The 26,596-nt window shown below is 41.8% G+C and carries 23 protein-coding genes; 5 read left to right on the top strand and 18 right to left on the bottom strand.

All coding sequences use genetic code 11. From position 1 onward, the window contains the following. Positions 1-199: 199 nt before the first annotated feature. From DW125_RS06465 to DW125_RS06410, 12 genes are all read right to left on the bottom strand, one after another. On the bottom strand, positions 200-685 hold the full coding sequence (locus DW125_RS06465) for a DUF3267 domain-containing protein (RefSeq protein ID WP_021860406.1): 486 nt from the start codon (positions 683-685) through the stop codon (positions 200-202). Between the two features lie 25 nt (positions 686-710). After that, positions 711-1,160, bottom strand: coding sequence for a hypothetical protein (locus tag DW125_RS06460; RefSeq protein ID WP_021860407.1), 450 nt, complete (start codon positions 1,158-1,160; stop codon positions 711-713). 35 nt (positions 1,161-1,195) lie between these two features. Beyond that, positions 1,196-1,831 (bottom strand): hypothetical protein, encoded by a 636-nt coding sequence (locus tag DW125_RS06455; protein WP_021860408.1) that lies wholly within the window; start codon positions 1,829-1,831, stop codon positions 1,196-1,198. Positions 1,832-1,920: 89 nt separating this feature from the next. Further along, positions 1,921-2,535, bottom strand: coding sequence for a V-type ATP synthase subunit D (locus DW125_RS06450; protein ID WP_021860409.1), 615 nt, complete (start codon positions 2,533-2,535; stop codon positions 1,921-1,923). A 57-nt stretch (positions 2,536-2,592) separates the two neighbouring features. Then, positions 2,593-3,999 (bottom strand): V-type ATP synthase subunit B, encoded by a 1,407-nt coding sequence (locus DW125_RS06445; RefSeq protein ID WP_117537492.1) that lies wholly within the window; start codon positions 3,997-3,999, stop codon positions 2,593-2,595. Between the two features lie 14 nt (positions 4,000-4,013). Further along, complete coding sequence (locus DW125_RS06440) at positions 4,014-5,825, bottom strand: V-type ATP synthase subunit A (protein WP_442873174.1); 1,812 nt, start codon at positions 5,823-5,825, stop codon at positions 4,014-4,016. After that, the gene (locus tag DW125_RS06435; RefSeq protein ID WP_117537488.1) at positions 5,779-6,366 is read right to left on the bottom strand and encodes a V-type ATP synthase subunit E; all 588 of its coding nucleotides are present in this window, start codon (positions 6,364-6,366) and stop codon (positions 5,779-5,781) included. Before DW125_RS06435 ends, DW125_RS06440 begins: the two co-directional genes overlap by 47 nt. A 20-nt stretch (positions 6,367-6,386) precedes the next feature. Further along, positions 6,387-6,695 (bottom strand): V-type ATP synthase subunit F, encoded by a 309-nt coding sequence (locus tag DW125_RS06430; protein ID WP_117537487.1) that lies wholly within the window; start codon positions 6,693-6,695, stop codon positions 6,387-6,389. Position 6,696: 1 nt separating this feature from the next. Further along, on the bottom strand, positions 6,697-7,131 hold the full coding sequence (locus DW125_RS06425; protein WP_117537485.1) for an ATP synthase subunit C: 435 nt from the start codon (positions 7,129-7,131) through the stop codon (positions 6,697-6,699). 26 nt (positions 7,132-7,157) lie between these two features. Further along, the gene (locus tag DW125_RS06420) at positions 7,158-9,098 is read right to left on the bottom strand and encodes a V-type ATP synthase subunit I (protein ID WP_117537483.1); all 1,941 of its coding nucleotides are present in this window, start codon (positions 9,096-9,098) and stop codon (positions 7,158-7,160) included. After that, on the bottom strand, positions 9,095-10,144 hold the full coding sequence (locus DW125_RS06415; RefSeq protein WP_021860416.1) for a V0D/AC39 family V-type ATPase subunit: 1,050 nt from the start codon (positions 10,142-10,144) through the stop codon (positions 9,095-9,097). Before DW125_RS06415 ends, DW125_RS06420 begins: the two co-directional genes overlap by 4 nt. A 3-nt stretch (positions 10,145-10,147) precedes the next feature. Further along, positions 10,148-10,459 (bottom strand): hypothetical protein, encoded by a 312-nt coding sequence (locus DW125_RS06410; protein WP_117537481.1) that lies wholly within the window; start codon positions 10,457-10,459, stop codon positions 10,148-10,150. A gap of 175 nt (positions 10,460-10,634) precedes the next feature. Here DW125_RS06410 and trmB point away from each other — a divergent pair, with 175 nt between their 5' ends. From trmB to DW125_RS06390, 4 genes are all read left to right on the top strand, one after another. Beyond that, positions 10,635-11,315, top strand: coding sequence for a tRNA (guanosine(46)-N7)-methyltransferase TrmB (gene trmB, locus DW125_RS06405; RefSeq protein WP_117537479.1), 681 nt, complete (start codon positions 10,635-10,637; stop codon positions 11,313-11,315). Between the two features lie 250 nt (positions 11,316-11,565). Beyond that, positions 11,566-11,889: a thioredoxin family protein gene (locus DW125_RS06400; RefSeq protein WP_117537477.1), complete on the top strand. Its 324-nt coding sequence runs from the start codon at positions 11,566-11,568 to the stop codon at positions 11,887-11,889. A 185-nt stretch (positions 11,890-12,074) separates the two neighbouring features. Continuing rightward, the gene (locus DW125_RS06395) at positions 12,075-13,115 is read left to right on the top strand and encodes a DUF1002 domain-containing protein (RefSeq protein ID WP_117537475.1); all 1,041 of its coding nucleotides are present in this window, start codon (positions 12,075-12,077) and stop codon (positions 13,113-13,115) included. A 42-nt stretch (positions 13,116-13,157) separates the two neighbouring features. Beyond that, a complete protein-coding gene (locus DW125_RS06390; protein WP_117537473.1) occupies positions 13,158-14,054 on the top strand; it encodes a ribokinase in 897 nt (298 codons plus the stop codon). Between the two features lie 338 nt (positions 14,055-14,392). Here the strand turns inward: DW125_RS06390 and glgB are convergent, their stop codons facing one another. The 3 genes from glgB to DW125_RS14345 form a co-directional block, all read right to left on the bottom strand. Further along, entirely contained in the window at positions 14,393-16,303 is a 1,911-nt protein-coding gene (glgB, locus tag DW125_RS06385) for a 1,4-alpha-glucan branching protein GlgB (protein WP_117537471.1), read from the bottom strand. Between the two features lie 137 nt (positions 16,304-16,440). After that, positions 16,441-19,626 (bottom strand): hypothetical protein, encoded by a 3,186-nt coding sequence (locus tag DW125_RS06380; RefSeq protein ID WP_330411820.1) that lies wholly within the window; start codon positions 19,624-19,626, stop codon positions 16,441-16,443. Positions 19,627-20,400: 774 nt separating this feature from the next. Continuing rightward, positions 20,401-20,526, bottom strand: a complete 126-nt coding sequence (locus DW125_RS14345) for a hypothetical protein (RefSeq protein ID WP_278336570.1) — start codon at positions 20,524-20,526, stop codon at positions 20,401-20,403. Positions 20,527-20,870: 344 nt separating this feature from the next. Here DW125_RS14345 and DW125_RS06375 point away from each other — a divergent pair, with 344 nt between their 5' ends. After that, positions 20,871-21,428, top strand: a complete 558-nt coding sequence (locus tag DW125_RS06375) for a biotin transporter BioY (protein ID WP_021860424.1) — start codon at positions 20,871-20,873, stop codon at positions 21,426-21,428. A 253-nt stretch (positions 21,429-21,681) separates the two neighbouring features. On the opposite strand, the gene DW125_RS06370 is transcribed toward DW125_RS06375, so the two are convergent. The 3 genes from DW125_RS06370 to DW125_RS06360 form a co-directional block, all read right to left on the bottom strand. Continuing rightward, the gene (locus tag DW125_RS06370) at positions 21,682-23,601 is read right to left on the bottom strand and encodes a beta-propeller domain-containing protein (RefSeq protein ID WP_117537467.1); all 1,920 of its coding nucleotides are present in this window, start codon (positions 23,599-23,601) and stop codon (positions 21,682-21,684) included. A gap of 18 nt (positions 23,602-23,619) precedes the next feature. Beyond that, a complete protein-coding gene (locus DW125_RS06365; protein WP_021860426.1) occupies positions 23,620-24,114 on the bottom strand; it encodes an RNA polymerase sigma factor in 495 nt (164 codons plus the stop codon). 181 nt (positions 24,115-24,295) lie between these two features. Then, on the bottom strand, positions 24,296-26,575 hold the full coding sequence (locus DW125_RS06360; RefSeq protein ID WP_117537465.1) for a hydratase: 2,280 nt from the start codon (positions 26,573-26,575) through the stop codon (positions 24,296-24,298). Positions 26,576-26,596 lie beyond the last annotated feature (21 nt).

Raw genomic sequence — 26,596 nt, 5'->3', positions numbered from 1 at the left:
CCTTCACAAGAAATTGTGCGGTCTTCGTTAGTACCTTCAGGACTCCTGCTGTTATTAGTGAAATTTAAAAGCATGAATTCCTTTCAGATACTTTAGATATGAATAAGACACGCTTAAAAGCGCAAAAGAAAAAGATGCTTTTATAGGAGTTTAGCACTATCAAATCATCTTTTCAACTTATTTTTATTTCTTTTTTGTTCTATTTTTCAAAAACAACAACTCCACATTCATATGGATGGTCATAATATACCTGGTCTTCCTTGTCAGAGTGATATCGTAATATTTTCATAATAATCAAAAAATCTCCACCGCCGCCGAGAGTCATAAATTCCGCAAGATAAAGGCACACAAGATTGCCTGTCATGATTGCCACTACTCCCAACCCTGCTCCAAGAACCAGTGTTGGCATTGCCGCTCCCAATACATACTGCCATTTCTTAAGTGGTACCGAACAATGGCAGTACGGCGTCAGCATCTTCCAGATCACGCCAAAATTTATAGATTGAAAATGTTTTTCTGCAAATATTCCCCATGTAATTCCGTGAATCAATTCATGCACAACTGTCAACATCAGCGTAAACGGGAGCTGCCATATTAAAAGTTCCAGAGAAAGTGGGGATGCCCTGACAGCTAAAACAGCTACAATATACTTACACAACAGTATATCGTAGCTGTTTTCTTTCACTTAACTATTTTGTTATCTCTTTTAATCATTTTTTCAAGCCAAAATTTTGTTTGAGTACATCATATAGTTTTGAATTTTCGTTTAAAATAATATATGTTATATCTGTTTGATTTAAGTGAATTTCACCTTCATTATTTACAGTAAATGTTATATAGTCATTATCCGAAGAAACTGTCATTGTATAGAGTGGCTTTTTTATTTCCATCCCTAATTCTCTGCGTTTACGCTTCATCTTTGTTTTTTTAATTTCATCAATAAGATTCTTATATATTACCGTCTGCAAATCTGTGTCATGTACAATTGGATTCTCATCACTCTCCATTTTTTCGACAGATATAATTTTCCATTTTGTTGATGAACCTAAATTTTTGTCTATTTGTCTTACCAATGTCGTATGTCCATTCAAAACTATAATTATTGCTATAATTCCAACTACAACAACAGTACTTATGCACATTAAAATTCTTTTTTTCATTATTTTCCCTCAACAAGAGACAACTCCTTTTAGAGCTATTTTTTTCTCCACTTTTCTGTCAGAAGCTCTGAAGATATTGTCCACATTTCTTTTGTATTATGATTTGCCAATATATTACATCTTTCCAAGTTCCTTGACTTTTTATCATAATAAGTTGTTTTAACGGTTGCTTTACTTTTTAATTTTTTAGTATATGTCGACTTTTTAAAACCAACTCCAACTGGATGAAATTCATAAAACACATCTGCTACACCTTTTTCATCAGAAAGTACTACTTTTTTCTTTTTCTTTGCATTGTCCTGATAATAAAAAATATTTCTTGTCGTATATTTTGCCTGAAAAACATAGGATGAATATGATTTTTTATCATATTTAACGCCACCATCTCCAACCATTATTTCGACAATACTAAATGGAATCGAATAATTTCCCATTGCATAGCTCACAGCTAATTTCACGCCGCCTTCCATCCATTCATTTAAATACTTGCCAACAGCTTTACCTCTTTTTTCAATTCTAATATTCTTAGCTTTTGATACAGTATAGTAATATGTTCTTCTACCATATGTTCCATATTTTGATGCAGCTGAAACCGGTAAAGAAGTAAAACTAAAACTAAACACGAACGCTAACATAAGTGTAATGATAAAATATTTTTTATACTTTTTCATTCCCCTGTGCCTCCCTTTTTTAGTTTTAGTCTCCCCCCCACGCAAAAATTGTCAAGTCTTTTTCTTATATTTCATTATTATATAATCCTCTACGACTTCATCCGCTTAATCACCTTCAATCTGGTAAACTCTTCCCTTTCTTTTTCCTCCAGCGCATTGCTGATCGTGTATACCAGATTGCTGTACATCGGAATCGTAATATTCTTAAGCGCATTGGCACGTTTCTGTGTCTTTTTAATATTCGTTGCCAGACGATACGCCGCATTCTCCACCATCGACAATTTGATGGTCAGATCTTTCACTTCCCGGAATGCTTCTCGCGCAATATCGATCGACTCTCTCGTTGTACTGAACGAATACGTCAGATCATTCTGCTTTGCATCGTATTTGACATGCGGGATCTCTGTTCCCATAATACTCCGCGTCTGGATGCGGATAGAATCTTCGATCGGCACGGTAAATGCCAGTTCCCGCACTTTGCTGATTCCATGCTCGATATTCGCACGCTGCAGGCATGCATATGCTTTTGTAAATGTCTGGTCAATCTCTTCCTGAATATCCTTTGCCTCATCAATCAGTGACATCAGCTCTTTGAGCAGAATATTCCGCTTCTTATCCATCAGATCATAGCCCTGATGCGCCAGTGCCAGCGAGTTTTTGGCAAGCATTAAGTTTCCTTTTGTAGGAAATTCTCTCGGATCCATACTCTGCCTCCTTTTCTGCTTTCATTCTGGTCTCTGTCATAGAAATAAAATTATTTCTTATGATTCACTTTCTTCCTCATCCGTCTCTTCTTTTTTCTTATAATATTTATCAACCAGTTTCGTATCGATTCGGTCTAATTCCTCTTTTGGAAGTAAACCTAAAAGTTCCCAGCCGAGATCCAGCGTATTCAGAATCGTACGGTTTTCTTTTGGGCCCTGACCGATATATCGTTTTTCAAATTCTTCTCCGAATTTCAGATACTGCTTGTCGATCGGTGACAGCTCATCTTCTCCGATAACGGAGGCAAGATTTCTCGCTTCCCCCACCTTTGCATAAGCTGAAAATAACTGATTTGCCAGATCCTGATGATCTTCTCTTGTGTAGCCTGCTCCAATCCCGTCTTTCATCAGACGGGACAGTGACGGCAGGATACTGATTGGCGGATAAATTGCCTGCCCGTGTAAATTCCGGTCCAGAACAACCTGCCCTTCTGTAATATATCCGGTCAGATCCGGAATCGGATGTGTAATATCATCATTCGGCATCGTCAGGATCGGAAGCTGTGTCACAGAACCAGTCGAATCTTCTACAATTCCGGCACGCTCATAAATCGTTGCCAGCTCACTGTACAGATAGCCCGGATATCCTTTTCTTGACGGGATTTCTCCTCTGGAAGAAGATACTTCACGCATCGCCTCCGCAAAGGATGTCATATCTGTCAGAATAACAAGGATGTGCATATTACACTCAAAAGCAAGATATTCTGCCACTGTCAGTGCCACTTTCGGCGTGATCAGACGTTCAACAACCGGATCATTTGCAAGATTCAGGAACATACATACATGATCGGATACACCGCTCTCTTCGAATGTTCTGCGGAAAAATTCTGCCACGTCGTGTTTGACACCCATAGCGCCAAATACAACCGCAAACTCCTCGTCCGAACCTTCGCCGAGTGATGCCTGCTTCACGATCTGCGCCGCAAGCTGGTCATGCGGAAGTCCGTTTCCTGAGAAAATCGGGAGCTTCTGCCCACGGATCAGTGTTGTCAGTCCGTCAATTGCTGAAATGCCGGTACGGATATAGTTTCTCGGATACTCTCTCTTTACCGGATTTAACGGAAGCCCATTGATGTCCCGCCTGTCTGCTGCCGTGATCGGTCCAAGTCCATCAATCGGTTCGCCGATTCCGTTAAATGTACGCCCCAGCATCTCCGGGGACACATCAACTTCCATCGGACGTCCGGTCAGCTTGGTATGCGTATTGTCCAACGACATATTTTCCGTACCTTCAAATACCTGGATGATTGCCTTGTCCTCATCAAGTTCCACGATTCTTCCCATTTTATGGATCTTATGATCTACTACAAATTCTACAATTTCATCATAAAATGCATCCTGTACCCCTTCCAGCACAACAAGAGGTTCGTTTATGCTGCTCAGTCCTAAATATTCAATTGCCACAACTTACTCCCCCTTTATGCATTCTTCTCTACGACACGATCGTAGAACTCGTCAATATCCCGTTTATACAGATCCAAAAGCTGCAGGTTATCGTTCGGCACATCATATTTAATAGCGATTACCTTTTCGTAAATCCCTTCGGCTTTCAGCACAGACATCGGCATACCCATCGCAACCAGCCTCCGGCTTTTCTTATATAAATATAAAATAACATCCATCATCTTAAACTGTTTCTCCAGCGAAACGCATGTATCATCTTTGTGGAATGCATTCTGCTGCAAGAATCCAAGACGGATCACTCTTGCAATTTCCAAAATCAGTTTCTGATCATCCGGAAGTACATCGCCACCGATCAGTTTTACAATCTCCATCAGACTGCTCTCCTGATTCAGAATTGCCATCAGACGATTCCGGTAATCTACAAACTTCGGCGATACGTGATCCGAATACCATCCACTTAAATCGTTCAGATATTCACTGTAGCTGGACAGCCAGTGGATTGCCGGGAAATGTCTCGCATACGCCAGCGATTTATCCAGTCCCCAGAAGCAGCGCACGAAACGCTTTGTATTCTGTGTGACCGGTTCAGAGAAATCTCCACCCTGTGGCGATACTGCACCGATGATCGATACTGATCCGGTTGCTCCATTTAATGTCTGCATCATACCTGCACGCTCATAGAATGCGGACAGTCTGGATGCAAGATAAGCCGGAAATCCCTCTTCTGCCGGCATCTCTTCCAGTCGTCCGGACAGTTCACGCAGTGCCTCTGCCCATCGTGAAGTAGAATCTGCCATAATCGCCACATCATACCCCATATCACGATAATACTCTGCCAGGGTGAGTCCGGTATAAATAGATGCTTCACGGGCAGCTACCGGCATATTAGAAGTATTTGCGATCAGCGCTGTCCTATCCATCAGAGGATTGCCGGATTTCGGATCGACCAGCTCGGAAAATTCTTCCAGAACCTGTGTCATCTCATTTCCACGCTCTCCACATCCGATATAAATAATAATATCTGCATCGGACCATTTTGCGATCTGATGCTGTGTCATCGTCTTTCCGGTTCCGAATCCTCCAGGAATTGCGGCGGTTCCGCCCTTTGCAATCGGGAACATGGTATCCAGAATTCTCTGTCCGGTTACAAGCGGTACGCTTGCCGGATACCGTTCCGATACCGGCCGCGGTACACGGATCGGCCATCTCTGTGTCATTGACAGTTCTTTTAATGTTCCATCCGCAAGCTCCAGTGTTATCAGCGTATCCTTGATCGTATACTGTCCATCCGGTACAACCGAAATTACTTTTCCTTCTACATCCGGTGGCACCATGCATTTATGCACGATTGCACGCGTTTCCGGAACTTCTGCAATAATCATTCCTCCGTGCACCAGATCACCGATACCCACTGTCATATGTGTATCCCATAATTTTTCTTTATCCAGTTCGTCCACGCTGACACCACGTGTGATAAATGCACCTCCTGATTCTGCGATTCTCTCAAGCGGTCGTTCGATTCCATCAAATATGTTATTTAGTATTCCCGGAGCCAGTGTCACAGAGACAGCAGCGCCCGATGCCGTAACTTCTTCTCCCGGACGCAGTCCCGATGTCTCCTCGTATACCTGGATCGTTGTCAGATCTTTATCCAGAGAAATCACCTCACCGACAAGGCGTTCCTTTCCGACATAGACCATCTCCGACATTTTAAATCCATTCTTCCCTTTCAGATAGATAACGGGGCCATTAATGCCATATATCTTTCCAGTCTTTTCGCTAGTCAATTCCCGCACCTCCCTTGAATGAGAATTTATGGGATTCATTTTCCAGCGCTCCCTTAAACGCATAGTCAACTAATATATTTCTTTCATGAATTACCGCGCGCACCCCGCCAATAAAATCTTCTTTACTGATCGTAAGTTTCATGCCGGTATGCTCTTCCAAATAATCTTTCCATCTTGCATCCGACGGATTAAGATATATCGTCATCTCTTTTCCATCTGCAAATCCGGCAGCCTTTTCTATATAAGTAACAAGAAGTGCCTGATACTGTGGTGTCTGCATATAATCATTCAGTTTTTCTTCCACTTCCTGAAACAGTTCTTTTTTTAATTCAAATTGCGTCGCGCTGATCTCTCTTTTCAATTCGAGCTGCGCCTTTGACATTGCCATATTGAGCTGCTGCTTTGCACTTACCTGCTCTGCTTTGATCCGCGTCTCTACCTGACGTTTCACCTCTTCTTCATGCTGCTTTGCAAGCTGCCGGAGCGCATCCTCATGCTGTTTGATGATTGCATTTCCTTCGCCACGGGCTTCTTCCATCGCCTTCGTGCGAAGATGCTTTATTTTCTCCTCTAATGTCAAGCATGCCACCTTCTTCCTATCTATAACTTCAGTCCGATTGCCTCATTTACATACGAAGTGATAAAATCTTTTTTTCGTCCGGTTCCGTGTCTGTCAGGAATTTCAATCAGAAGCGGCATCGTCCTTTCCAGTTTAATCTCATTGATCAGATCTGGAAATTCCCTTCCAAATTTTTCTGTCAGCAGGATAATTCCAACGGTCTTATCATGCATCGCTTCTTCAATGGCACTGCGCAGCTCTTCCCGCGTGTGCACCATCACGCCGTCTACGCCGGCAAGCCTCATTCCTGTCAGAGTATCGATATTATCACTGATCAGATACATTTTCATCTTACAATTTACCAAGGATCATGAAGGAGATGATCAGTCCATACAGACAAACACCTTCTGCAAGTCCTACGAAGATCAGTGATTTTCCAAGTGCGCTGGAATCTTCACTGATGGCACCCAGCGCTGCGCTTGCCGCACTGGCTACGGCAATACCTCCACCGACACAGGATAAACCGGTTGCAAGTGCGGCGGCAAGATATCCGAATCCGGTTGCATTAGAAGCGGTCTGCGTTGCAGCTTCTGCTGCATGTACAGTGTCTCCGCCAAATAACATAATTCCCGCAATCAGAAATGCTCCAAAGAAGAAAAACACATTTGCTCCGATTGCTTTTTTATAGCGTTTTTTCGACTGCTCGCCAAGCAGATAATACCCAAATGGTATGATGATACTCAGAATCAAAGTTGCGATCAGCAGTAATTTTACAGTCAGTGTCATAATAATATCCTCCTATTTTCCAGATCTTAATGTTCTTTTTTATGTTGATCAAATGGTTTAAACTCTCTTCCGGTTCCTTTATAAAAACGGCTGAACATTTCATAATATTCCAGCCTGAGTACCTGGATTCCTACAATCAGTCCCTCTAACAGGCACACGATCACATTGCCGAGAATCACGCCAAAGATATTCACGCTTCCGCTCTCCGCTCCAGACAACATCAGTACAACTTCCATGATCGCCGCATGGCTGACTGCAAATGCACCGATTCGCACATAAGACAATGTATTGGAAAAATAACTCAGCATCGTTTCAAATAATTCAAAAAATCCCTGCACAAGAAACATCACTTTTCCCTCTTCGAGTTTCTTGTGATTATGCTCCACAAGATTCGTCAGAGGTTCTTTAAATACAAACAGGATGACCGGTATGCCAAGACAGATTGCCAGTAAAATATTACTCGGCGTCTTATGTCCTGTCATATACAGAACGATTGTCAGAATGATACATCCGTAAAATACAAATCCCGCCAGCCCGTTATTGGAAAATAACAGATTGCCTTTATCATGTGCTTTTATCGCATTGATCATCTGGAACAGGATCACCAGCAGGTTCAGTCCCATGCCAAAGGCAACCGCCACAATAAATACCGTATTCAGCTGCCCGATAAATGGCAGATTTGTCATAGCTTCTACCGGTTTCAACCATAGTGCCGGTATCACATCTTCAAAACCAAATACACTTCCAAACATAAATCCAAATGCCATTGAGAAAATACCTGCAACCGATATAATTCCCGCGAGATTTATCTTCTTCGTCAAATACAGGATTCCACCAATTGCAAACAGGCAGAAGCCCTGTCCCACATCTCCGAACATCGCGCCGAAAATAAATGTATAAGTAAGTGCCACGAACATTGTCGGATCCATCTCATCATTCGCCGGAAGCCCATACATCCGTACAAACATCTCAAACGGTTTGAAAAGCTTCGGATTCTTAAGTTTTGTCGGCGGTTCACCGAAGAACTTCTCTCTGTCTTCTTCCACTACAACAAATATCTTATCATCCTTTTTCGTCTCTTCCAGGAATTTAGCGACATCTTCTTCGCCCATCCATCCGCACAGGATATAATACTCTTCCTTGTTGTCGCCTTCCTCAATCCGCGCTGCCATCTTACGCACATCAAAGATATTGCACAATTCTTCCAGACGCTTCTGCGCTCCTAACAGTTCTGCCGCATGCTTTTCAACCAGCACACGGATACTTTGCTTAATCTTCTTGATCTTCTTTTTCGTTTTACCAATCTCTTTCTGTAATTCCTCACATGCCTGTGTCGGCGTTCCAATAAAATCTGATGACAGGCTGATCCGCTCAAAATGAAGTGAATTAAATACAGAGTCTATTTTGCTCGCTTCCGGATTGGATGTAAAATAACATCCATAGACATAATTCTCATCTCTTGCTCCCTCTATAAATACTGCATTCAGATCATCAAATAAATATTTTTCAAGCCGATTAAAATAATCTACCGAAATCCGTCCAAACCGCACCTTCATATAGCGGTAACGCATAACTTTGTACAGATCCAGATCCAGCGGTTGAAACGGTGTCAATACATCCAGTCTTTCCCGTAAACTTTCTACTTTCTTTTTTAATAATTCTTTCTGTTCCTGCAGTTCCAGAAAATCATGATTCACTTCCCGGATCATTGCAAGCATCTCCTCCTGCGATGTCACTGCTTTCGGACAGATCTTGTCATCCTTGATCATTGCCGTAAACTGCTCCGCCTTCGCGAGCGGTTCCCGGTAAGGATTCAAATCTACAAATGGCTGCAGATTGTCCGTTGTCTTAAGCTCAGCCACTGCATTTTCCAACTGCATCTCATACTTAGAAAGATACTGGTCGCAGACACGGTCAATGTCTGTCTTCGGCCCGCTTATGCTTAAGAATTTCATCTTGACGATCATCGAATCACCCCTTTCATATATGCTAAAGTCTCTGTTGTTGTTAATCCGTAGCGAATACATTCAAACGCTGTCGTCAACTTTTTAATTTCTTCTTCTTTTAAAAACAGATATGTGCTGATCGATGCGATCGAATACGGCTCTCGCCTTCGGTCTGACAGGTACAACTGACGCAGGCAGTCCTGATAGATCTGCTCCATCGTCTTCTGTTCCTTCCCGATCTCATATTTCTTCGCATAATATGTTTCGTCCAGCCGATTTTGAAATTCCTCCACACTCGGTGTGTCTACCAGCATCTTAAAATCTTCCAGATTCAGCCGGTAATGGATTGGAATCGTAAGTGCATAAATATCCGGCGGCAGTAAATGATAATATTTCTTCGCACGGTATATCCACTGGATATTCAAAAGGTCAATCTTTGTTCCGCAGTCTCGCGTATAGATCTCCAGCTCTTTCTTCTTAAGCAGTCTGCGCTGTTTTCTCCAAAGTGTCGTAAAATAATAGAGATCCAGTGCAAGATCATAGTCAAACAACGTCGCTGCACCTGAATCTTTTATCTTAATGAGCGGTTCATAATACTCCGTACCCTGTAAATTATCTACCAGCTCGTCAATATTTCTGGACGTAATCATCTTGTCAATCGAGATCTGTGAATACCGGTCAAAAAAGTCTTTCTTGTATTCCAGATCAAATGGTTTTTCATAATGATTAAATACGATACGAAGACAGTAATTGATCAAATCCACTTCATACCGTTTCCAGTAAACTTTCAAAAACTTCTTCTGTTCCATTCCCGCAAACCGGAACAGTCTGGACCAGTCTGCATACAAAGACTGATACAGCACTTTCTCAACATTCCTTCGATGATAAAGTTTTACCTCCAGCCGGTTCATATACTCTGCATATGCCGGCTTTTCTTTCAGATACTCAATTACTTCCGGAACTGTCTTTTTGGATGCGACTTCCTCAAGCTCCTCTTCCGACAGAAGTTTCGCCTGCATCCCGTGGACTTTCGTGACAATTCCGCTGTAAGCCATAACATTTCCCATGTTCTATACCTCTGTGATATGTTCTAATATCTCTCTGGCATACGCCTCATGATTTTCTTCATATTCTTTTCGCAGTTCTTCCAGAAGCTTCTGGTTCTTCTCCCTCTGCTCCTCCATAACTGCATCCATTTTTTCTTTTGCCTGCGTACGAATTCTGGAAAGCTCTTCCTGTATAGCCTGCTCTGTTTCCCGATCAAACACGTCTCGTTCATTTTGTATCTGATGTTCAATCTCCGTCTTCTGTTTTTCGGCATGTTCAACAATATCTTCTGCTGTTTTTTCAATTTCGCTCAACTGCTCTATTACAGAATCCATAATCCGCCTCCGTTCTTTTTCCATATTTTTATGTATATGTTATATAATACTCTTATTTTTAGAAAAATCCATAGCAAATTTGACATTTTAAAGGACAAAAGTTAAACTGAAAAAGCACATGCAATATACATGAAAAAATGTATTTAATAAGGATAATATCAGAAAGGAACATTCTATGCGATTAAGAAATATACCCCGTGCGGAGAGCGTACTTGCCAATTCAGAAATGGTAATCAAAGATGAGCGACACTTCCGTGGCAAATGGAACAGCGAAATTTTTCACAATAATCATCCACTTCATATTGAAGTCGGTATGGGAAAAGGTCAGTTTATTCTGACATTGGCAGAGCAGAACCCAGATATCAACTATATCGGCATCGAGCGTTATTCCAGCGTTCTTCTACGTGCTGTCGAGAAACTGGAGGTAACATCCGATTCTTCATCCGAAGAAACAGTCACACTCCATCTTCCGAATCTACGCTTTATCTGTATGGATGCCACAGATCTTCCGGAAGTTTTTGCTGAAAATGAAGTATCCCGGATCTATCTGAATTTCTCCGATCCATGGCCGAAAGCCCGCCATGCAAGAAGACGTCTGACATCTGCAGAATTTTTTGCCCGCTATGACAAGATCCTCATTCCGGATGGCACTGTCGAATTTAAAACAGACAACCGAGATCTCTTTGATTTCTCCACCGAACAGTTGGAAACATCCGACATCTGGAAAATGACCGCATGTACCTATGACCTGCATCATGATCCTGCCATGAACGAAGGCAATGTCATGACAGAATACGAGGAGAAATTCTCTTCCATGAAACATCCGATCAACAAACTGATTGCGGCAAGGAAATAAGCATATGCCTCTTGCACGTTCATCATACGCATTTTTTACTTTGTATCATATAATAAAGTAACAATAGTCTGTGCAGAGGTACACATTCATGAAACCGAAACGAAGACGACGGCACTCCTGTTTTTGTTTTACCAACATTTGCAACAGGCGCTGTCACAGACCATTCTCATGTCTTTTACATTCTTTCTGCGAAGTATGCCGGTACCTGAATACAGACACGGACTGCCATACGAAGAAAAGAGGCTGATTTATGAAGCATGTCACTACAGCAAATTTTCCTGCTGTTATACACAATTCCGGCGTGCCGGTCGTTGTGATGTTTTACGCATCCTGGTGCACAAAATGTGCAATGATGAAACCAATTGCAGAAGAAATATCCGGCAAATACCATGCGCAGTATTTATTTATAGAAGTAGACATTGACGAATCACCACTCTTAGCCAAAACTTATACGGATGATCTCGTCCCGACATTCGTCTGCTTTAAAAACGGTACAGTTCTCGCCTCTTTCGGCGGACTGATTTCCTCTTCTATATTAGAAAAACGCCTAAAGAAAATCTTCAGAAAGAGTTAAGACGGATTTTCTTTGCAAACCAAAACGATTATGATACTATAATGATGCCAGCTCCCATATAATAATGGAAAAGATTGCAAAATCAATACATTTCTGCAGTCTTCTGGCATCATTTTTATTTAAACTCATTAAAAATACATCTGGTAATACCAGTCATAAAAGGAGGTACGGCAACAGCCATTATTATGAAAAAATTTAAAAAAATCATTCCACTTGCTCTGGCAGTTACACTTACATGTGCAAGTCTTCCGATGATCGCCAACGCAGACAGTTCCAAAGTTGTTACGATCGGGACAAACCTGTCAGACGACCAGAAGAAGTCTATGTATGAATATTTCGGGACAAGCAAGGACAGTGTAGAAACGATCGAAGTTACCAATCAGGACGAACGTAAATATATGGAAGGAATTGCATCTGAAGCGCAGATTGGTCACAAGACCTACAGCTGTTCTTATGTAGAGCCAACTACAAGCGGCGGTATCCAGGTGAAGGTCGCAAACCTTACATTTGTAACCAGTTCCATGATTGCCAGCACTCTGACAACTTCCGGCGTAGAAAACTGCAACGTTGTTGCGGCATCTCCGATCGAAGTATCCGGAACCGGTGCTTTAACCGGAATCATGATGGCTTATGAGACTGCAAGCGGTGAGAAATTGGACGAAGGGCAGAAAGAAGCCGCTACAGAAGAGCTTGTAACTACCGGTGAACTTGCTGACGATATCGGACAGGACAAGGCAACGGATCTGATGAACGATGTCAAAGAAAATGTCATTGCAAATGATATCAGCGACGAAGATAAGATTGCAGATACAGTCGATGAAAAAGCGAAAGATCTGGACGTTAATCTCACCGACGAGCAGAAAGATAAGATCGTATCCCTGATGGAGAAGATTTCCCAGTATGATTACGATGTCAAATCTCTTCAGCAGACGCTGAACAACCTGGAAGGCAAAAGCGAAGGTTTCTTCACAAAACTAGTCGATAACATCAAAGGATTTTTCGGCGGAAATGACAGCAATTCCGGTGGAATCATCAGCCAGACCAAAGATGATATTCTCGGAAGTGATGTTGTCAGCAACAGCACACTGGACGATATCAAAGACAAAGTTCAGAATGCAGATACTGAAGGCTGGTGGGATAAAGTCGTGAACTTTTTCAAGGGACTGACCGGAAGTGATTCAGATTCCTCAGACAGCAATTCTTCGGACGACAGTTCCTCCAACTAAAGTCACTGTACTTTCGATATTTTACAGACGGAGGATACAGGTATGAAAATACTGAATTTCGGGTCATTAAATATTGATCACGTATATAAAGTACCGCACTTTGTGAAGAAAGGGGAAACCCTTTCTTCCGAAGATTTAAAACAATATCCGGGTGGAAAAGGACTGAACCAGTCTATCGCCCTTGCAAAAGCCGGCATGTCAGTCTGGCATGCCGGAGTCATCGGAGCCGATGGACAATTTCTCTCTGACATTTTGACTGCTGCCGGAGTACATACAGAATTTCTGCATACCGACACCAAAACGCCAACCGGGCATGCAATCATCCAGAATGATGTGCAGGGAGACAATTGTATTCTTCTCTATGGCGGAACAAACCAGCAAATCACAACAATATATGCAGATGAAGTTCTCTCTCATTTTGGCTCAGGAGATTATCTGGTTCTCCAGAATGAGATCAATCAGCTCTCTTATATCATTATCAATGCGAAAGCCAGAGGCATGAAGATCATCTTGAATCCATCTCCAATGGATGCGAAGATTTTTGAACTTCCGCTGCATCTCATCGATCTGTTTTTTGTAAATGAGATTGAAGCTGCCGGGCTGATTAAGAGCAAACTGTCGGATGCTGATATTTCCGATAATGAAGAGCTTGCTTCCAGACTGCAGGAGCTTTTCCCTGAGAACGATTTTGTACTGACACTCGGCGAAGAAGGTTCTATGTATCTCTCTTCCGACACACAGATTTATCAGCCAGCCTTTAAAATAAAAGCTGTAGACACAACCGCTGCCGGAGATACATTTACCGGGTTCTTTTTATCTGGACTGTTACACGGCAAAAATATTCCTGCTTCGCTGGAACTGGCGTCAAAAGCATCTGCCATTACCTGCTCCAGAGCGGGAGCGGCTGTCTCTATCCCGACGATGGAGGAAGTGAAATAGCTAAGCGGTGACTCTATTCGAGTTTCTTTTACTATTCAGAACCTTCCCCACTCATTCGCAAATTCGCGCGTTCCTCGCGCTTTTTCGCTGCTTTGCAGCTCTTTTGCTCATGTTCGGGGCGGTGACTCTATTCGAGTTTCTTTTACTTTTCAGAACCATCCCCGCTCATTCGCAAAATCGCGCGTTCCTCGCGCTTTTCCGCTGCTTCGCAGCTCTTTTGCTCATGTTCGGGGCGGTGACTCTATTCGAGTCACCTGTATAAAAAGAAGAACCGGATACTCACATGTAAACATGTGTATCCGGTTCTTCTTTTTATACTTGGTTCTGAATAGTTACTCTTAAAATTCAAAAACTGCTACGCCGTATGGTGGAAGTGAATATGCGAATGAATATGGTCTTCCGTCGCATTCCTGCTTCTGTGCTTTGTATACCTGCGGGCGTTTCTCACCCGTTCCACCGTATTTCTCTTCATCGCTGTTCAGCAGCAACTTATACTGTTTTCTCTTCGGAACACCGACACGATAATCTGCTCTTTCCATCGGTGTGAAGTTACATACGAACAACAGATTCTTCTTGCCATCTTTGGAATGACGCATGAAGCTGAAAATACTTCTGTATGTGTCATCAGCATTGATCCACTCAAAGCCACCAAATTCATGATCTGCCTCATACATCGCTTTTTTATTCTTATACAAATGCAGAAGATCACGTACCCAGTTCTGAATCGCCTGATGTTCCGGCTCTGCAAGAAGATACCAGTCCAACTCTCTCTCCTCACTCCACTCACGGAGCTGTGCAAATTCCTGTCCCATAAACAACAGTTTCTTACCGACATGTCCCATCATAAATGCATATCCGACTTTCAGATTCGCATATTTATCAAATCCAAGTCCCGGCATCTTATTCAACATTGAACACTTCAGATGTACAACTTCATCATGCGACAGAACCAGAATATAGTTCTCACTATATGCATAACTCATTGCAAATGTCATCAGATTATGATTATCTTTTCTGAAATACGGATCCAATTTCATATATTCTGTAAAATCATGCATCCAGCCCATGTTCCATTTCAAGCTGAATCCCAGTCCGTCATCTTCCACATCCCCGGTTACCTTCGGCCATGCAGTAGATTCCTCAGCAATCATCATTGCACCTGGATTACGGCCAAGCACAACCGAATTAAGATGCTTAAAGAAATCAATCGCTTCAAGATTCTTATTCTCTCCGTACTTATTCGGCACCCACTCTCCTGCATTCTTTCCATAATCCAGATATAACATGGACGCAACCGCATCTACGCGAAGACCGTCTATATGGAAGTATTCCACCCAGAACAGCGCATTGGCAATCAGGAAGTTCCGCACTTCATTCTTTCCATAATCGAAAATCTTCGTTCCCCAGTCCGGATGTTCTCCCATCCTCGGATCTGCATATTCAAACGTTGGGGTTCCATCAAAATCAGCAAGTCCGTGTGCATCTTTCGGAAAATGTGCCGGCACCCAGTCAAGAATGATACCGATATTATGCTGATGCAGATGGTTGACCATCCATGCAAAATCCTGCGGGGTTCCATATCTGGAAGTTGGTGCATAATACCCTGTCACCTGATATCCCCATGAACCGTCAAACGGATGCTCCGCAATACCAATCAGCTCCACATGCGTATAACCCATGTCTTTTACATATTTGACTATCTCTTTACCGAAATCCCGGTATGTATAAAATCCATCGTCCTCACACCCCGGATGTTTCTTCCACGAACCGATATGCGCTTCATACACAGACACTGGTTCTTTCTTATGATCCCAGTCTTCCCTGCGCTTCATCCACTGCGTATCCGACCATTTCAGCTCACTGATATCATGCACTCTCGATGCAGTTCCCGGTCGTAACTCTGCATAGTTTGCAAATGGATCTGCCTTGAAAATGTAGTCTCCCGTATAAGTCTCAATACAATACTTATACATCATATCTTCCTGTACCTTTGGTATAAAGCACGTATAAATTCCCAACGGCTCTTCCCGCTTCATCGGATTCGCCTGTGTATCCCATTCGTTAAATTCACCGACAACGGATACCGACTTCGCATGCGGTGCCCACACAGCAAAATACACACCCTGACGGTGTCCATCCTTTACTCGGTGCGATCCCAGCTTCTTATATATCTCGTAATGGTTCCCCTGTCCAAAAAGATACTGATCCAGCTCCCCGATCTCATATGTTTTTTTCTTTCTTTCAGCCATAATTCCACCTTCCCATACTCTTATGGTAATATATTTATTATACGTTAGAACAAGGTAAAAAGAAAGAGTTTTGACAAACATTATCTGTCAAAACTCTTTTTTCTCATTTATAGTTTGAATTTATTTTTATTGTCAAACTAAATTCTGAAATCCTCTTCTTTAAGGATGATCCGGTCTGCGTGATCCGTTCCTTTTCCAAAGACTCTTCTTGCAAGATGTTTTACATTTGCTTTCTGTGAATGAGCGATTGCTTCATCCATAATCTCTTTAACCTCGGCAACTGTTACGGCATGATCCTCTCTCTGCATTACATCGATTCGGCTGTACAATGCAAGGATTCCCATTTCATCCAGTTTATATCCATTTTCCTTCGCATATGTCTGACCGAATGTTACCAGCTCATCATTGATAAATACCGGCAGCTCCAGTTTTGAAGTAAACTTGCGTTTGAAATCCGGATTAGCTGTCATAATACGTTCCAATGGTTTTCTCTGATCTTCCAGTACAAACAGCATCTCTCCTGTCTTTCTTTCCATCAGATAGCTTAACTCTTCTACTGTTCTGGAATTTAACTTACCGGCTTTTTCGATAATGATCGCTCCACCACGGAGTTTCTGGATAATATTGGATAACTCTTTCTTATTCAGTGACTCTCCTGTTACAATTGCAACTTTACCCTGTTTCAGGTTACGCTGTTTCTGGATTGCTTTTACAATATCAACAGCAAGAACTGTCTTACCAGATCCTTTTCTTCCGATAACCATAAGGTTTCCTGTCTTGGAAGTTCCTTCTCTCTGTGCACGGCGGTCATTATCCAGAACTTCTACAATCTGCTCACTCATACCTCTGACTGGTACAAAGTAAGAGAATAACTTCTTCTGTTCTTCTGTAAGTCCGGCTTTCAGACCAATCTCACTTGTTGCACTTAAGTCATAACGACCGGTTACTACAAATCCTGTATCAAACGGAACTCCGCCACCTTTAGACTTCTTGATACGTTTCTGTATCTCTGCCTCTGAAGGCTCCTCGATCTCAAGCGCTTCACCGAGATCTGTATCATCATCTTTGTCATCATTGAAGAAATCATCCAGATCAAAGTCTTCTTCTTCAGCTTCTTCATAAGAAACCTCTTCCGGCTCATCTTCTGCAGATACTTCTTCCGGCTCTGCAAAATCTTCCTCTGTGAAATCTCCTTCTACGAAATCTTCTTCCTCCGCGGATGCTTCTTCAAAATCTTCTTCAGCAAAATCGGCTTCATCAAAGTCTTCCTCGCCGAAATCTCCTTCAGCAAAATCAGCCTCATCAAAATCTTCGCCGTCTTCTGCGAAATCCTCTTCATCAAAGCCTTCCTCTGTGAAATCTCCTTCGTCAAAATCAGCCTCATCAAAATCTTCGCCGCCTTCTGCGAAATCCTCTTCATCAAAGTCTTCCTCGCCGAAATCTCCTTCGTCAAAATCAGCCTCGTCGAAGTCTTCTTCTACCGGCTCCTCGTCAAAGTTCTCTTCATCGAAATCATTTTCATCATATTCCTCATCGAAGTCTTCTACATATTCTTCTTCATTGTAGTCATCCTCAATAAAATCATCACCGTCGAAGTCATCTTCTGCTCCACCAAATACTGCATCTTCCAGATCTTCTTCATCATCCAGATCTTCATCCAGTACAATTTTTGAAGTCTTAGGTGTTGCTGCTCTGCTTTCAAGCTGCTCTACCAAATCTAAAATATCGTCTGGCAGACGCTGTGTATTTTTCTTTTCTTCTGTAACTTTCTCGTCCGGCTTACCCATTGTCTGCTGTTTTGCAAGTCGTTCTGCTGCCTTTTTGGCTGCTTCCTGGATAGCGGCTTCTTTTTCAGCTTCTTTTCTGGCTCTTTCTTCTTCAGCCTTTCTTCTTGCTTCTTCCTCGGCACGCTTTCTTGCTGCTTCTTCTTCAGCCTTTCTTCTCGCTTCTTCCTCGGCTTTGCGCTTTCTCTCAGCTTCCTCTTCCGCTTTTCTTCTCGCTTCTTCCTCGGCACGCTTTCTTGCTGCTTCTTTTTCTGCCGCTATACGCTTGCGCTCTGCCTCAGCCTCAGCAGCCTTTCGCTCCAGTTCAAGTCGTTCTGCTTCGCGGCGTTTTCTTGCTTCTTCTCTTTCTTTTGCAAGACGCGCTTCATCTTTGGCTTTCTGCTCTTTGATTGCTTCTGCATTTGCTTTCTGCTTTTCTTCCCACTCCTGCAGGATCTCTTCAATCTTCATCTGTCCGCCAAGCAGAAGTTCTTCTTCCTTCTCAGCCATTGCCTTTTCTTCTATATTGATCTCCTGTACCGGATCACTTGCAGGTTCCATTGTCTCCAGCGGAACATCTTCTTCTGCAACTTCTTCCGGCTCTGCTTCATAAGCTTCCTCTGCAACTTCTTCCGGCTCCGCTTCGTAAGCTTCCTCTGCAACTTCTTCCGGCTCCGCTTCGTAAACGTCCTCTGCCGCTTCTTCCGGTTCTGCTTCATAAGTTTCCTCTGCAACTTCTTCCGGCTCTGCTTCGTAAACCTCCTGCTCCACTGCTTCTTCGGTAACTTCTTCCGGTTCTGTTTCGCAAGTTTCCTCTACGACTTCTTCCGGTTCTGCTTCATAAGCTTTCTCTTCTTCGACTGCCTCTTCTGCCGCACTCTCTTCCGGCATATCCTCTTCTTCGCTCTCAGCATCCTCTTCGTCAAATGCCGGTTCCGGTCTTACTCCGCCAGGTCTGCTATCATACTTCTCCTGCTGAAGCGGAGTCAGCGGTTTGTATTTCATCTTTAATTCCATCGCCTGATATACATATTTGCCTTCACTGAACCACAAGATCAGATCATCACATTCTTCCAGACACTTCGCTGTCATTCCTGCCTCGTGATACAATAATGCCAGTTCATATGCCCATTTCTCAACATATTCAGATTTCTTGAAATCTTCCAGCGCACGAATCTGTTCTTCCAGATCAGCTCCCTGTGTTTTCAGAATCTTATATTTCAAAATATACTGATTCGGATCACGCGGTGCCACTTTAACAAATTCTTCATAACAGTCAGAAGCTTCCTGTGTGTCCTCCAGTTTCAATGCCAGAAGACCTAACCGGTATATAACTTTACGGCTTCCAGGTGCACGGTCATATGCCAGGAACAGCACATCCCTGCTCTTCTGATACTCTCCGTTACATTCGTAAATCTCACTGACGGTATTCAACATGGATGCATTTTTTACTCTGCGCCAGTCAATCGTATCTGCGATCTCCATAGCTTTTTTATACTGCTTCTGCTCCACGTATTCGAGCATCTGCTCGGTCTTAACCCGATATTCATATTTATCCAAATTTCTCACCTCAAAATTTAATTATATTTCTACTATTTTACTATATTTAAAGATGATATAAGTTTAGCATATGGTATTAGCATTGTCAAAATATACGCTCTATTTGTTAAAAAAATATTACAAAAATGTAACATTAAAATAGCCATTACAGTCGTTCCTGATTGCAATGGCTATCTTATATTGAATTTTATCATATTTATTATTATATTAAATCGGAGGAAATATTATTACCAATTCCCGTAACCTTTTCCTTTCTATTTTTAAGGATGAGTAAGGGGTATGTATAAAATGTTTCTTTACACATTTTATAACTTCACATAAGTTTTACTCGTTTTTCTTCTATCTGTGGTATTTATTTCCAATATGTCTGTGCAGATGTAACTCTTTATTCTATCTTCCGGTTTTTTGACATCTCCGATTTCTTTTTTTCTTCCATTCTAATCTTACCGGATTCTAACTTCTATGGTAAAGGCTTATTTTTCGGGAATCATTCTCTGCCATACCACTAACATATTGAATTGATGAATCGATTAAACTGTCCAACGGAATAAGCCTCCTTTACATGAATTTCCAAATCTTCAAATCTCTCAAATGTTATTTCGAAAATCCTTTCTCGTCAGATCTTCTTTTATTTGATTTTTAGATTTCGTATCTCTTTTGGATTGACTTTATAATAGCACCGCGCCTTTGTTTTGTCAACACTATTTTTATATTTTTATTTTATTATTTTATTTCATCATTGTTATTTTATTATTATCTGTCAATTCTGACTTTTTATTCATGTTCTTCTGATACATAGCATAACATTTTCAAACCATAACAAACAGACTCAAAATCATCATCTCCATACTCCTCTTCTATATAATTTGCAGCTTTTTCTGCCATAACTTCCACGCTCACTGGCTCATCCTCTGCGCGCTCCGTCTGCGTGACATGCCGTTTTTTCAATGTGAATAACAAGACAATTTTATTGAAAGTGACCGATATCTATATCAAAATAAAAAATGCAATCCACGCTGTGTCAAAGCTTCCAGAATCGGGACGTTTCATTAAACTGGATATGTATTTAAATGATGACAAATTCGATGTGCTTGTCAGGGAGTGATTTTATGACATCTTTCGACTCTTAATTGTTAACCTTTATATTTTTATAGTTGACATTCTTCATATCTACAATTATAATGACTTTGTTAAATAAATGATTATTGTACGAACAAACTCACATCACAGAAAGGACTTTTTACATGGAAACATCAACTACTAAATCAGCTTTTACTACAAAACGTATGGTAGAGATTGCTTTGATCACTGCCGTTATCTGTATTCTGGCACCATTTGCTATTCCAATTCCAGTCAGTCCGGTGCCGATTTCACTGACAAATCTGGTTATATATATCGCTGTTTTTATTCTTTCCTGGAATGATGCACTTTTCAGCTATATCATTTATCTGCTTCTCGGAATTGCAGGTCTGCCTGTATTTTCCGGTTTTACCGGTGGACTTGAAAAGCTTGCCGGACCGACTGGCGGATATCTGATTGGATTCATTTTTATGACGATAATCGCAGGAATCGGTACTAACAAATTTGGCGGCAAAAAGCTTCCGGCTGTTCTTGGCATGGTACTCGGTCTTGCTGTTGCTTACATTTTCGGAACTGCATGGCTTGCTTACCAGATGCATATTTCTTTCATGGCAGGATTATCTGTCGGCGTGCTTCCGTATCTTGCCGGAGATGCTGTTAAGATCATTATCGCTATGATTGTAGGACCGATCTTAAGAAGCCGTCTGTCTGCAATAAAATAAATCGATTTAGCCAAATCTTAGCCCTATAGAGCCCCAACTGAATTTGCAATTGGCACTTTCATTCGGAGCCCAAACAGAGAAAACCTCCGACATATCGGTTCCTTTTTCACCTCATGTAAATCAGGAATCCTTTGCCGAAGGTTTTCTTTATTTTTCATATCTGCTATTTACATATTATAAGATTAAAATTCTTTTTTTGTTGCAACAGTATGCAGCACCCAGTCAACAATTATATTTACAGCGTAAATTCCGTTTACAACAGACAGTCATCAACTTTCTTATATGTCTTCAGGCTGTATGCTTTCAGTACATTTCCATGGATTACATATAGACGGTCTTTAATATATATGCCTCTTGTCGATAACGCATCACTTCCATAAATCTTTTCTTTCATGTTACACTGAAATCCCTTTTCTTCTGTATAGCTGAATAAATAATACATTTGTCTGTTTTCTCCTCCTGCCGGGAAGCCGATTATATTTTTTTCCACATCAATAAGCGCCGCTTTATAATCCCATTCCACATCTGTACTATAAACATCTTTCAGTGTATACTTATGTTCCTCTTTCACATTTTTTTTATCGGAAATATCAAACATGGACAGCTTCACACCATCTGTTACATCACCTTTCTTATCTACATCCATTCCGATGCCAAGAAGCTTATCTTCTCCATAGAAATGCAGGTAATTGGAAAATCCCGGTATTTTTAAGCGCCCAAGGATCTTCGGATTCTTCGGATTAGATAAGTCTACCGAAAACAGCGGATCCGTTTCTTTATAAGTAACAAAATATCCTGTATCTCCTAAAAATCTTGCAGAATACACGCGCTCGTCTTTCGCAAGGTTTGTAATCTTTCCGGTCAGCTTTAATTTCTGATCCAGGACATAGACCGCATTTGTCTTACCTCTCGCCACAACCATGCGGAGATATCCATCATATTCATCAATCGAAAATGAATCATTCAGATATCCTCTGAATGTCTTCTGCGCAACAACCGCCAGTTTTCCTTTTTTGTAAGATAGTTTACGGAGTAATGTCTTCTCCTGCTTTCCGTTGCCAGTCCATTCTTCTTCATAATAGTAAATATTTTTGTTGCTTACATATGCGTCTCCGCCTTCTGAAAAAATAGCTTTGCTGTCTGCGATCTTATCCGGCTGTTTCAGATTAATTGACGAAACAATTTCATACATGCATCCCTTCATTCCATCCGGCAAACAAATATCTTTCGCTTTCATCAAACTATCATCTACGTAAGGGATATACGTCTCCGGATGCTTTTTCTTCCAGTTTTCCGGCACCCAATAATTTGAGAAAATATACAGATACCCATCCGAAATCCTCGAAGATTCATACTCTCCACTTTGGGATACTTTACCCACTTTTTTTGGATGTTTCTTATCCTGCACATCGTAAGTCACTACTTGGGTTTCTTCTGTTTGTTTACTTATTAAAGAGCTCCTGGTAACATCTTCCACATCTTCATAATCATCATCCGATGAATTACTGCATATCATTACTACTTTTTTATTTTTTTCTATCAGGTAAAATTCCTCGATAGTTTCATCCTTCGGTGCCTTAATCTCACTGATTTTTTTCATATTTGTTTTCGTGTCTACGATAGAAACATAGTCTCCGTCATCCTCTAACACATAGAGATAACGACCATCCGTCTTTGCCACGTCCGCTTCATCTACACCTTCCTGACGCACATTCGTATTTGAATAATCTCCTGTCGCGTCTGCGCATAACAGTTGTTCTTTTGTGCTTCCTTTGGCAGTTTCCTCTTTCTCACTCGCTTCTATATATTTACGGATTTCTTTGTAGCTTTTTGCATAATATTTCTGGTTTTCCTGATTCCCCTTGTTTACCGGACATTTCTCAACAGACTTTGCCACTACACCATCCGAAGAATCAGCACTGTTTATCACAGCCGAATCCGATTTTACCATTCTCGTCCGATTCTGGTATACTGTGATTCCTGCCACCAATACAATACCGGCTGCTGCCGCACCCGCGAACTTCCACTGTCTGCGTCTTTTTCTCCTGCGTTCTTCCCACGCACACTGTTCCAGTTTTTTCTTCATATTTTCCGGCTTCAGGCTATCCGGAACTACTACATTTTCGCTGCCCACTTCTATCTTATACAAGAGATTCTGTTCTCTTTTCTCCATATTGCACGCTCCTTTTCCCTACGCTAATATACATTCCATCTTTTCAAGTCCGCGGCTTCTCTTAGACCGTACCGTATTGGCATTCAGCTTCAGCATTTCGCCGATTTCTTTGCTGTTATATCCACCAAATACAGACAGCGCAATGATTGTCTGCTCTTCCTCAGACAAATGCAAAAATGCACGTTGCACATCTACGGATATTCCATAATCCGGATGTCCGGTTCCAAAATTATTTCTCTCCGACTCTGACGACTCCATATCCTTCTCCATACGAAACTTTCTGCTTCTATTTTGCAGTTTCTTCTTACATGTGTTCGCCAGTATTGTAAACATCCAGCTTTTAAAAGCCTTCTCATCCCGGAGTTTCCGGATGTTCTCATACCCGGAAAGTACCGCATCACTCACCGCATCCTCTGCATCCTGTTCATTTTTCATCATACACAATGCAAATCGATACAAATCTTTATAAATCTCTTCATACATCCGCGCGAACGTATCCACATCACATTTCATAAATGACCTCCCTGTTAGATACTGTTTCCATCATCGATGAATTATTTTCCACATATATTAGAGGAAAACATGTGGAAAAGTGTTGCATAAAAGTTGGAAAAAAGTTAACGCTGAAAAGGGGACGGGGATTTTCTAGAAAATCCCCGTCCCCTTTTCAGCGTTTTTTATTCTATCCACATACTTATCCACGATAGTAGTTGATAAGACATCCTTTCAAGATAATTTCTCTCTCCGCATCTGTCATATCTCCAAGCTTCAAGCGAATCTCCTTAAGCTCATCACCGACTACATATGCCGTTACATCTGTTGCTTTCTCTATGATCACTTTGCGGATCTCCGGCACATAGATGTAATCGCCATTCTTGAAACTTAAGTTCTTATCATCCTCTTCTGTGAGGAATGGAAGCATACCCCAGTTGATAAGGTTGGAACGATAACGTTTGGTTGCATATTCATTTGCAATGTTCGCCCAGCCACCAAGTACTTTCTGGCAGGATGCTGCCTGTTCTCTCGCAGAACCATCTCCCGGTTTTACAGCGAAGATTGTACTTCCGATTCCGAGGTTGCCTTTTCCGACTTCCGGATATTTTGTATGTATCACATCCATAACTGGTTTTAATTCTTCTAATTCATCCAACGGACATTTTCCTGCTTCAATTGCTTTCTCCGCTTTCTGTACTTCTTTGGCTCTTCCAACGTAAGCCGGATCTTTTCTGGACAGTGCAAATTCTGCAAGTCCTAAAGGATTCGAACGGTAAGAAGAAGTCTCTCCGGATGGGATCAGCTCATCTGTTGTCGTTACCGGATCGTGGATCTCGGATACTACTTTCAAGAGCAGATTCTCCGGAAGTGCTGCCATTGCCGGCCAGTCTTTGATGTTCGGTCCAAACTTAATCTCTACAGATGGATCCGCTACGCCCTTACTGTCAAATACACGGTTTGCATAAATCTTCTCATCGAAATGATAGGTCTGTCCTTTGTATTCGACATCCATATCTGTTGCAGGTGTCAGGAAGCCTTTGTTTGCTGCTGTTGCTGCAATTGATCTTGCATCCATAAGAGCAACGGATGCAATCTGTCCGCTCTGTAACTTGGAACCTTCACGGTTCGGGAAGTTTCTTGTTGAGTGACGGATAGAAAATGCATTATTTGCCGGAGTGTCTCCTGCACCAAAGCAAGGTCCGCAGAATGCTGTCTTCACAATCGTTCCTGCCTCCATCAGATCTGCCACTACGCCATTCTTCACAAGTTCCATATAAATCGGTGTACTTGCCGGATATACACTGAATGTAAATGCATCTGCCCCTATGTAGTGACCTTTGATAATGTCTGCTGCCGCACAGATATTTTCAAAACCACCACCGGCACATCCTGCAATCAGTCCCTGATCTACATATAATTTACCATTTACAACCTTATCCTGCAGAGAATAATCTACTGCCCCGTCCAGGCTTACCAGTGCTTTCTGCTCTACATCATGCAAAATATCTTTTAAGTTTGCATTCACTTCATCGATTGTGTAGACATTCGATGGATGGAACGGCATCGCGATCATTGGTTTGATCTCGCTTAAGTTCACATATACCATACCATCATAGTAAGTAACTGCTCCCGGATTCAATTCTTTATACTCTCCCACTCTTCCGTGGATCTCATAAAATTCTTTGATCTTTTCATCAGTTTTCCAGATAGATGACAGACATGTCGTCTCGGTTGTCATAACATCAATGCCAATTCGGAAGTCTGCACTTAACTTTTCTACACCCGGTCCGACAAATTCCATCACTTTATTGTTTACATAGCCATTTTTAAATGTCGCTCCAATGATTGCCAGTGCCACATCCTGTGGTCCGACACCTTTCATCGGCTCTCCATCCAGATAGATTCCTACTACCTGCGGCATCTTAATATCATAAGTTTTATTCAGAAGCTGTTTTACAAGCTCCGGTCCGCCTTCACCCATTGCCATCGTTCCAAGCGCTCCGTAACGGGTATGGCTGTCCGAGCCAAGGATCATCTTACCGCCGCCTGCAAGCATTTCTCTTGCAAACTGGTGGATAACAGCCTGATGAGGCGGTACATAAACTCCGCCGTATTTCTTTGCACAAGTCAGTCCAAACATGTGGTCATCTTCATTGATTGTCCCGCCTACTGCACATAGTGAGTTATGGCAGTTTGTAAGTACATAAGGAATTGGAAAACGCTCCAGTCCTGAAGCTCTCGCTGTCTGGATAATTCCTACAAATGTAATATCATGAGAAGTCAGTTTGTCAAATTTAATCTGCAGCTGCTCCATATTGCCGGAAGTATTATGGTCTGCCAAAATATGATAAGCCATTGTCTGCTTTGCTGCTTCTTTCTGATCCGGTGTCTGTCCGGTCTTCGCTCCGACTTCTGCAGCCGATTCTACAATCTCTGTTCCGTTTAACAGATATGCGCCTCCATCGTATAATTTAATCATGTTCTGTCTGTCCTCCTAATC

The organism is Dorea sp. AM10-31, from assembly GCF_003435815.1.
GTDB lineage: Bacteria > Bacillota > Clostridia > Lachnospirales > Lachnospiraceae > Dorea_D > Dorea_D hominis.
Note: the sequence above shows the minus strand (reverse complement) of the source record. Positions and strands in the feature narration are given on the sequence as shown.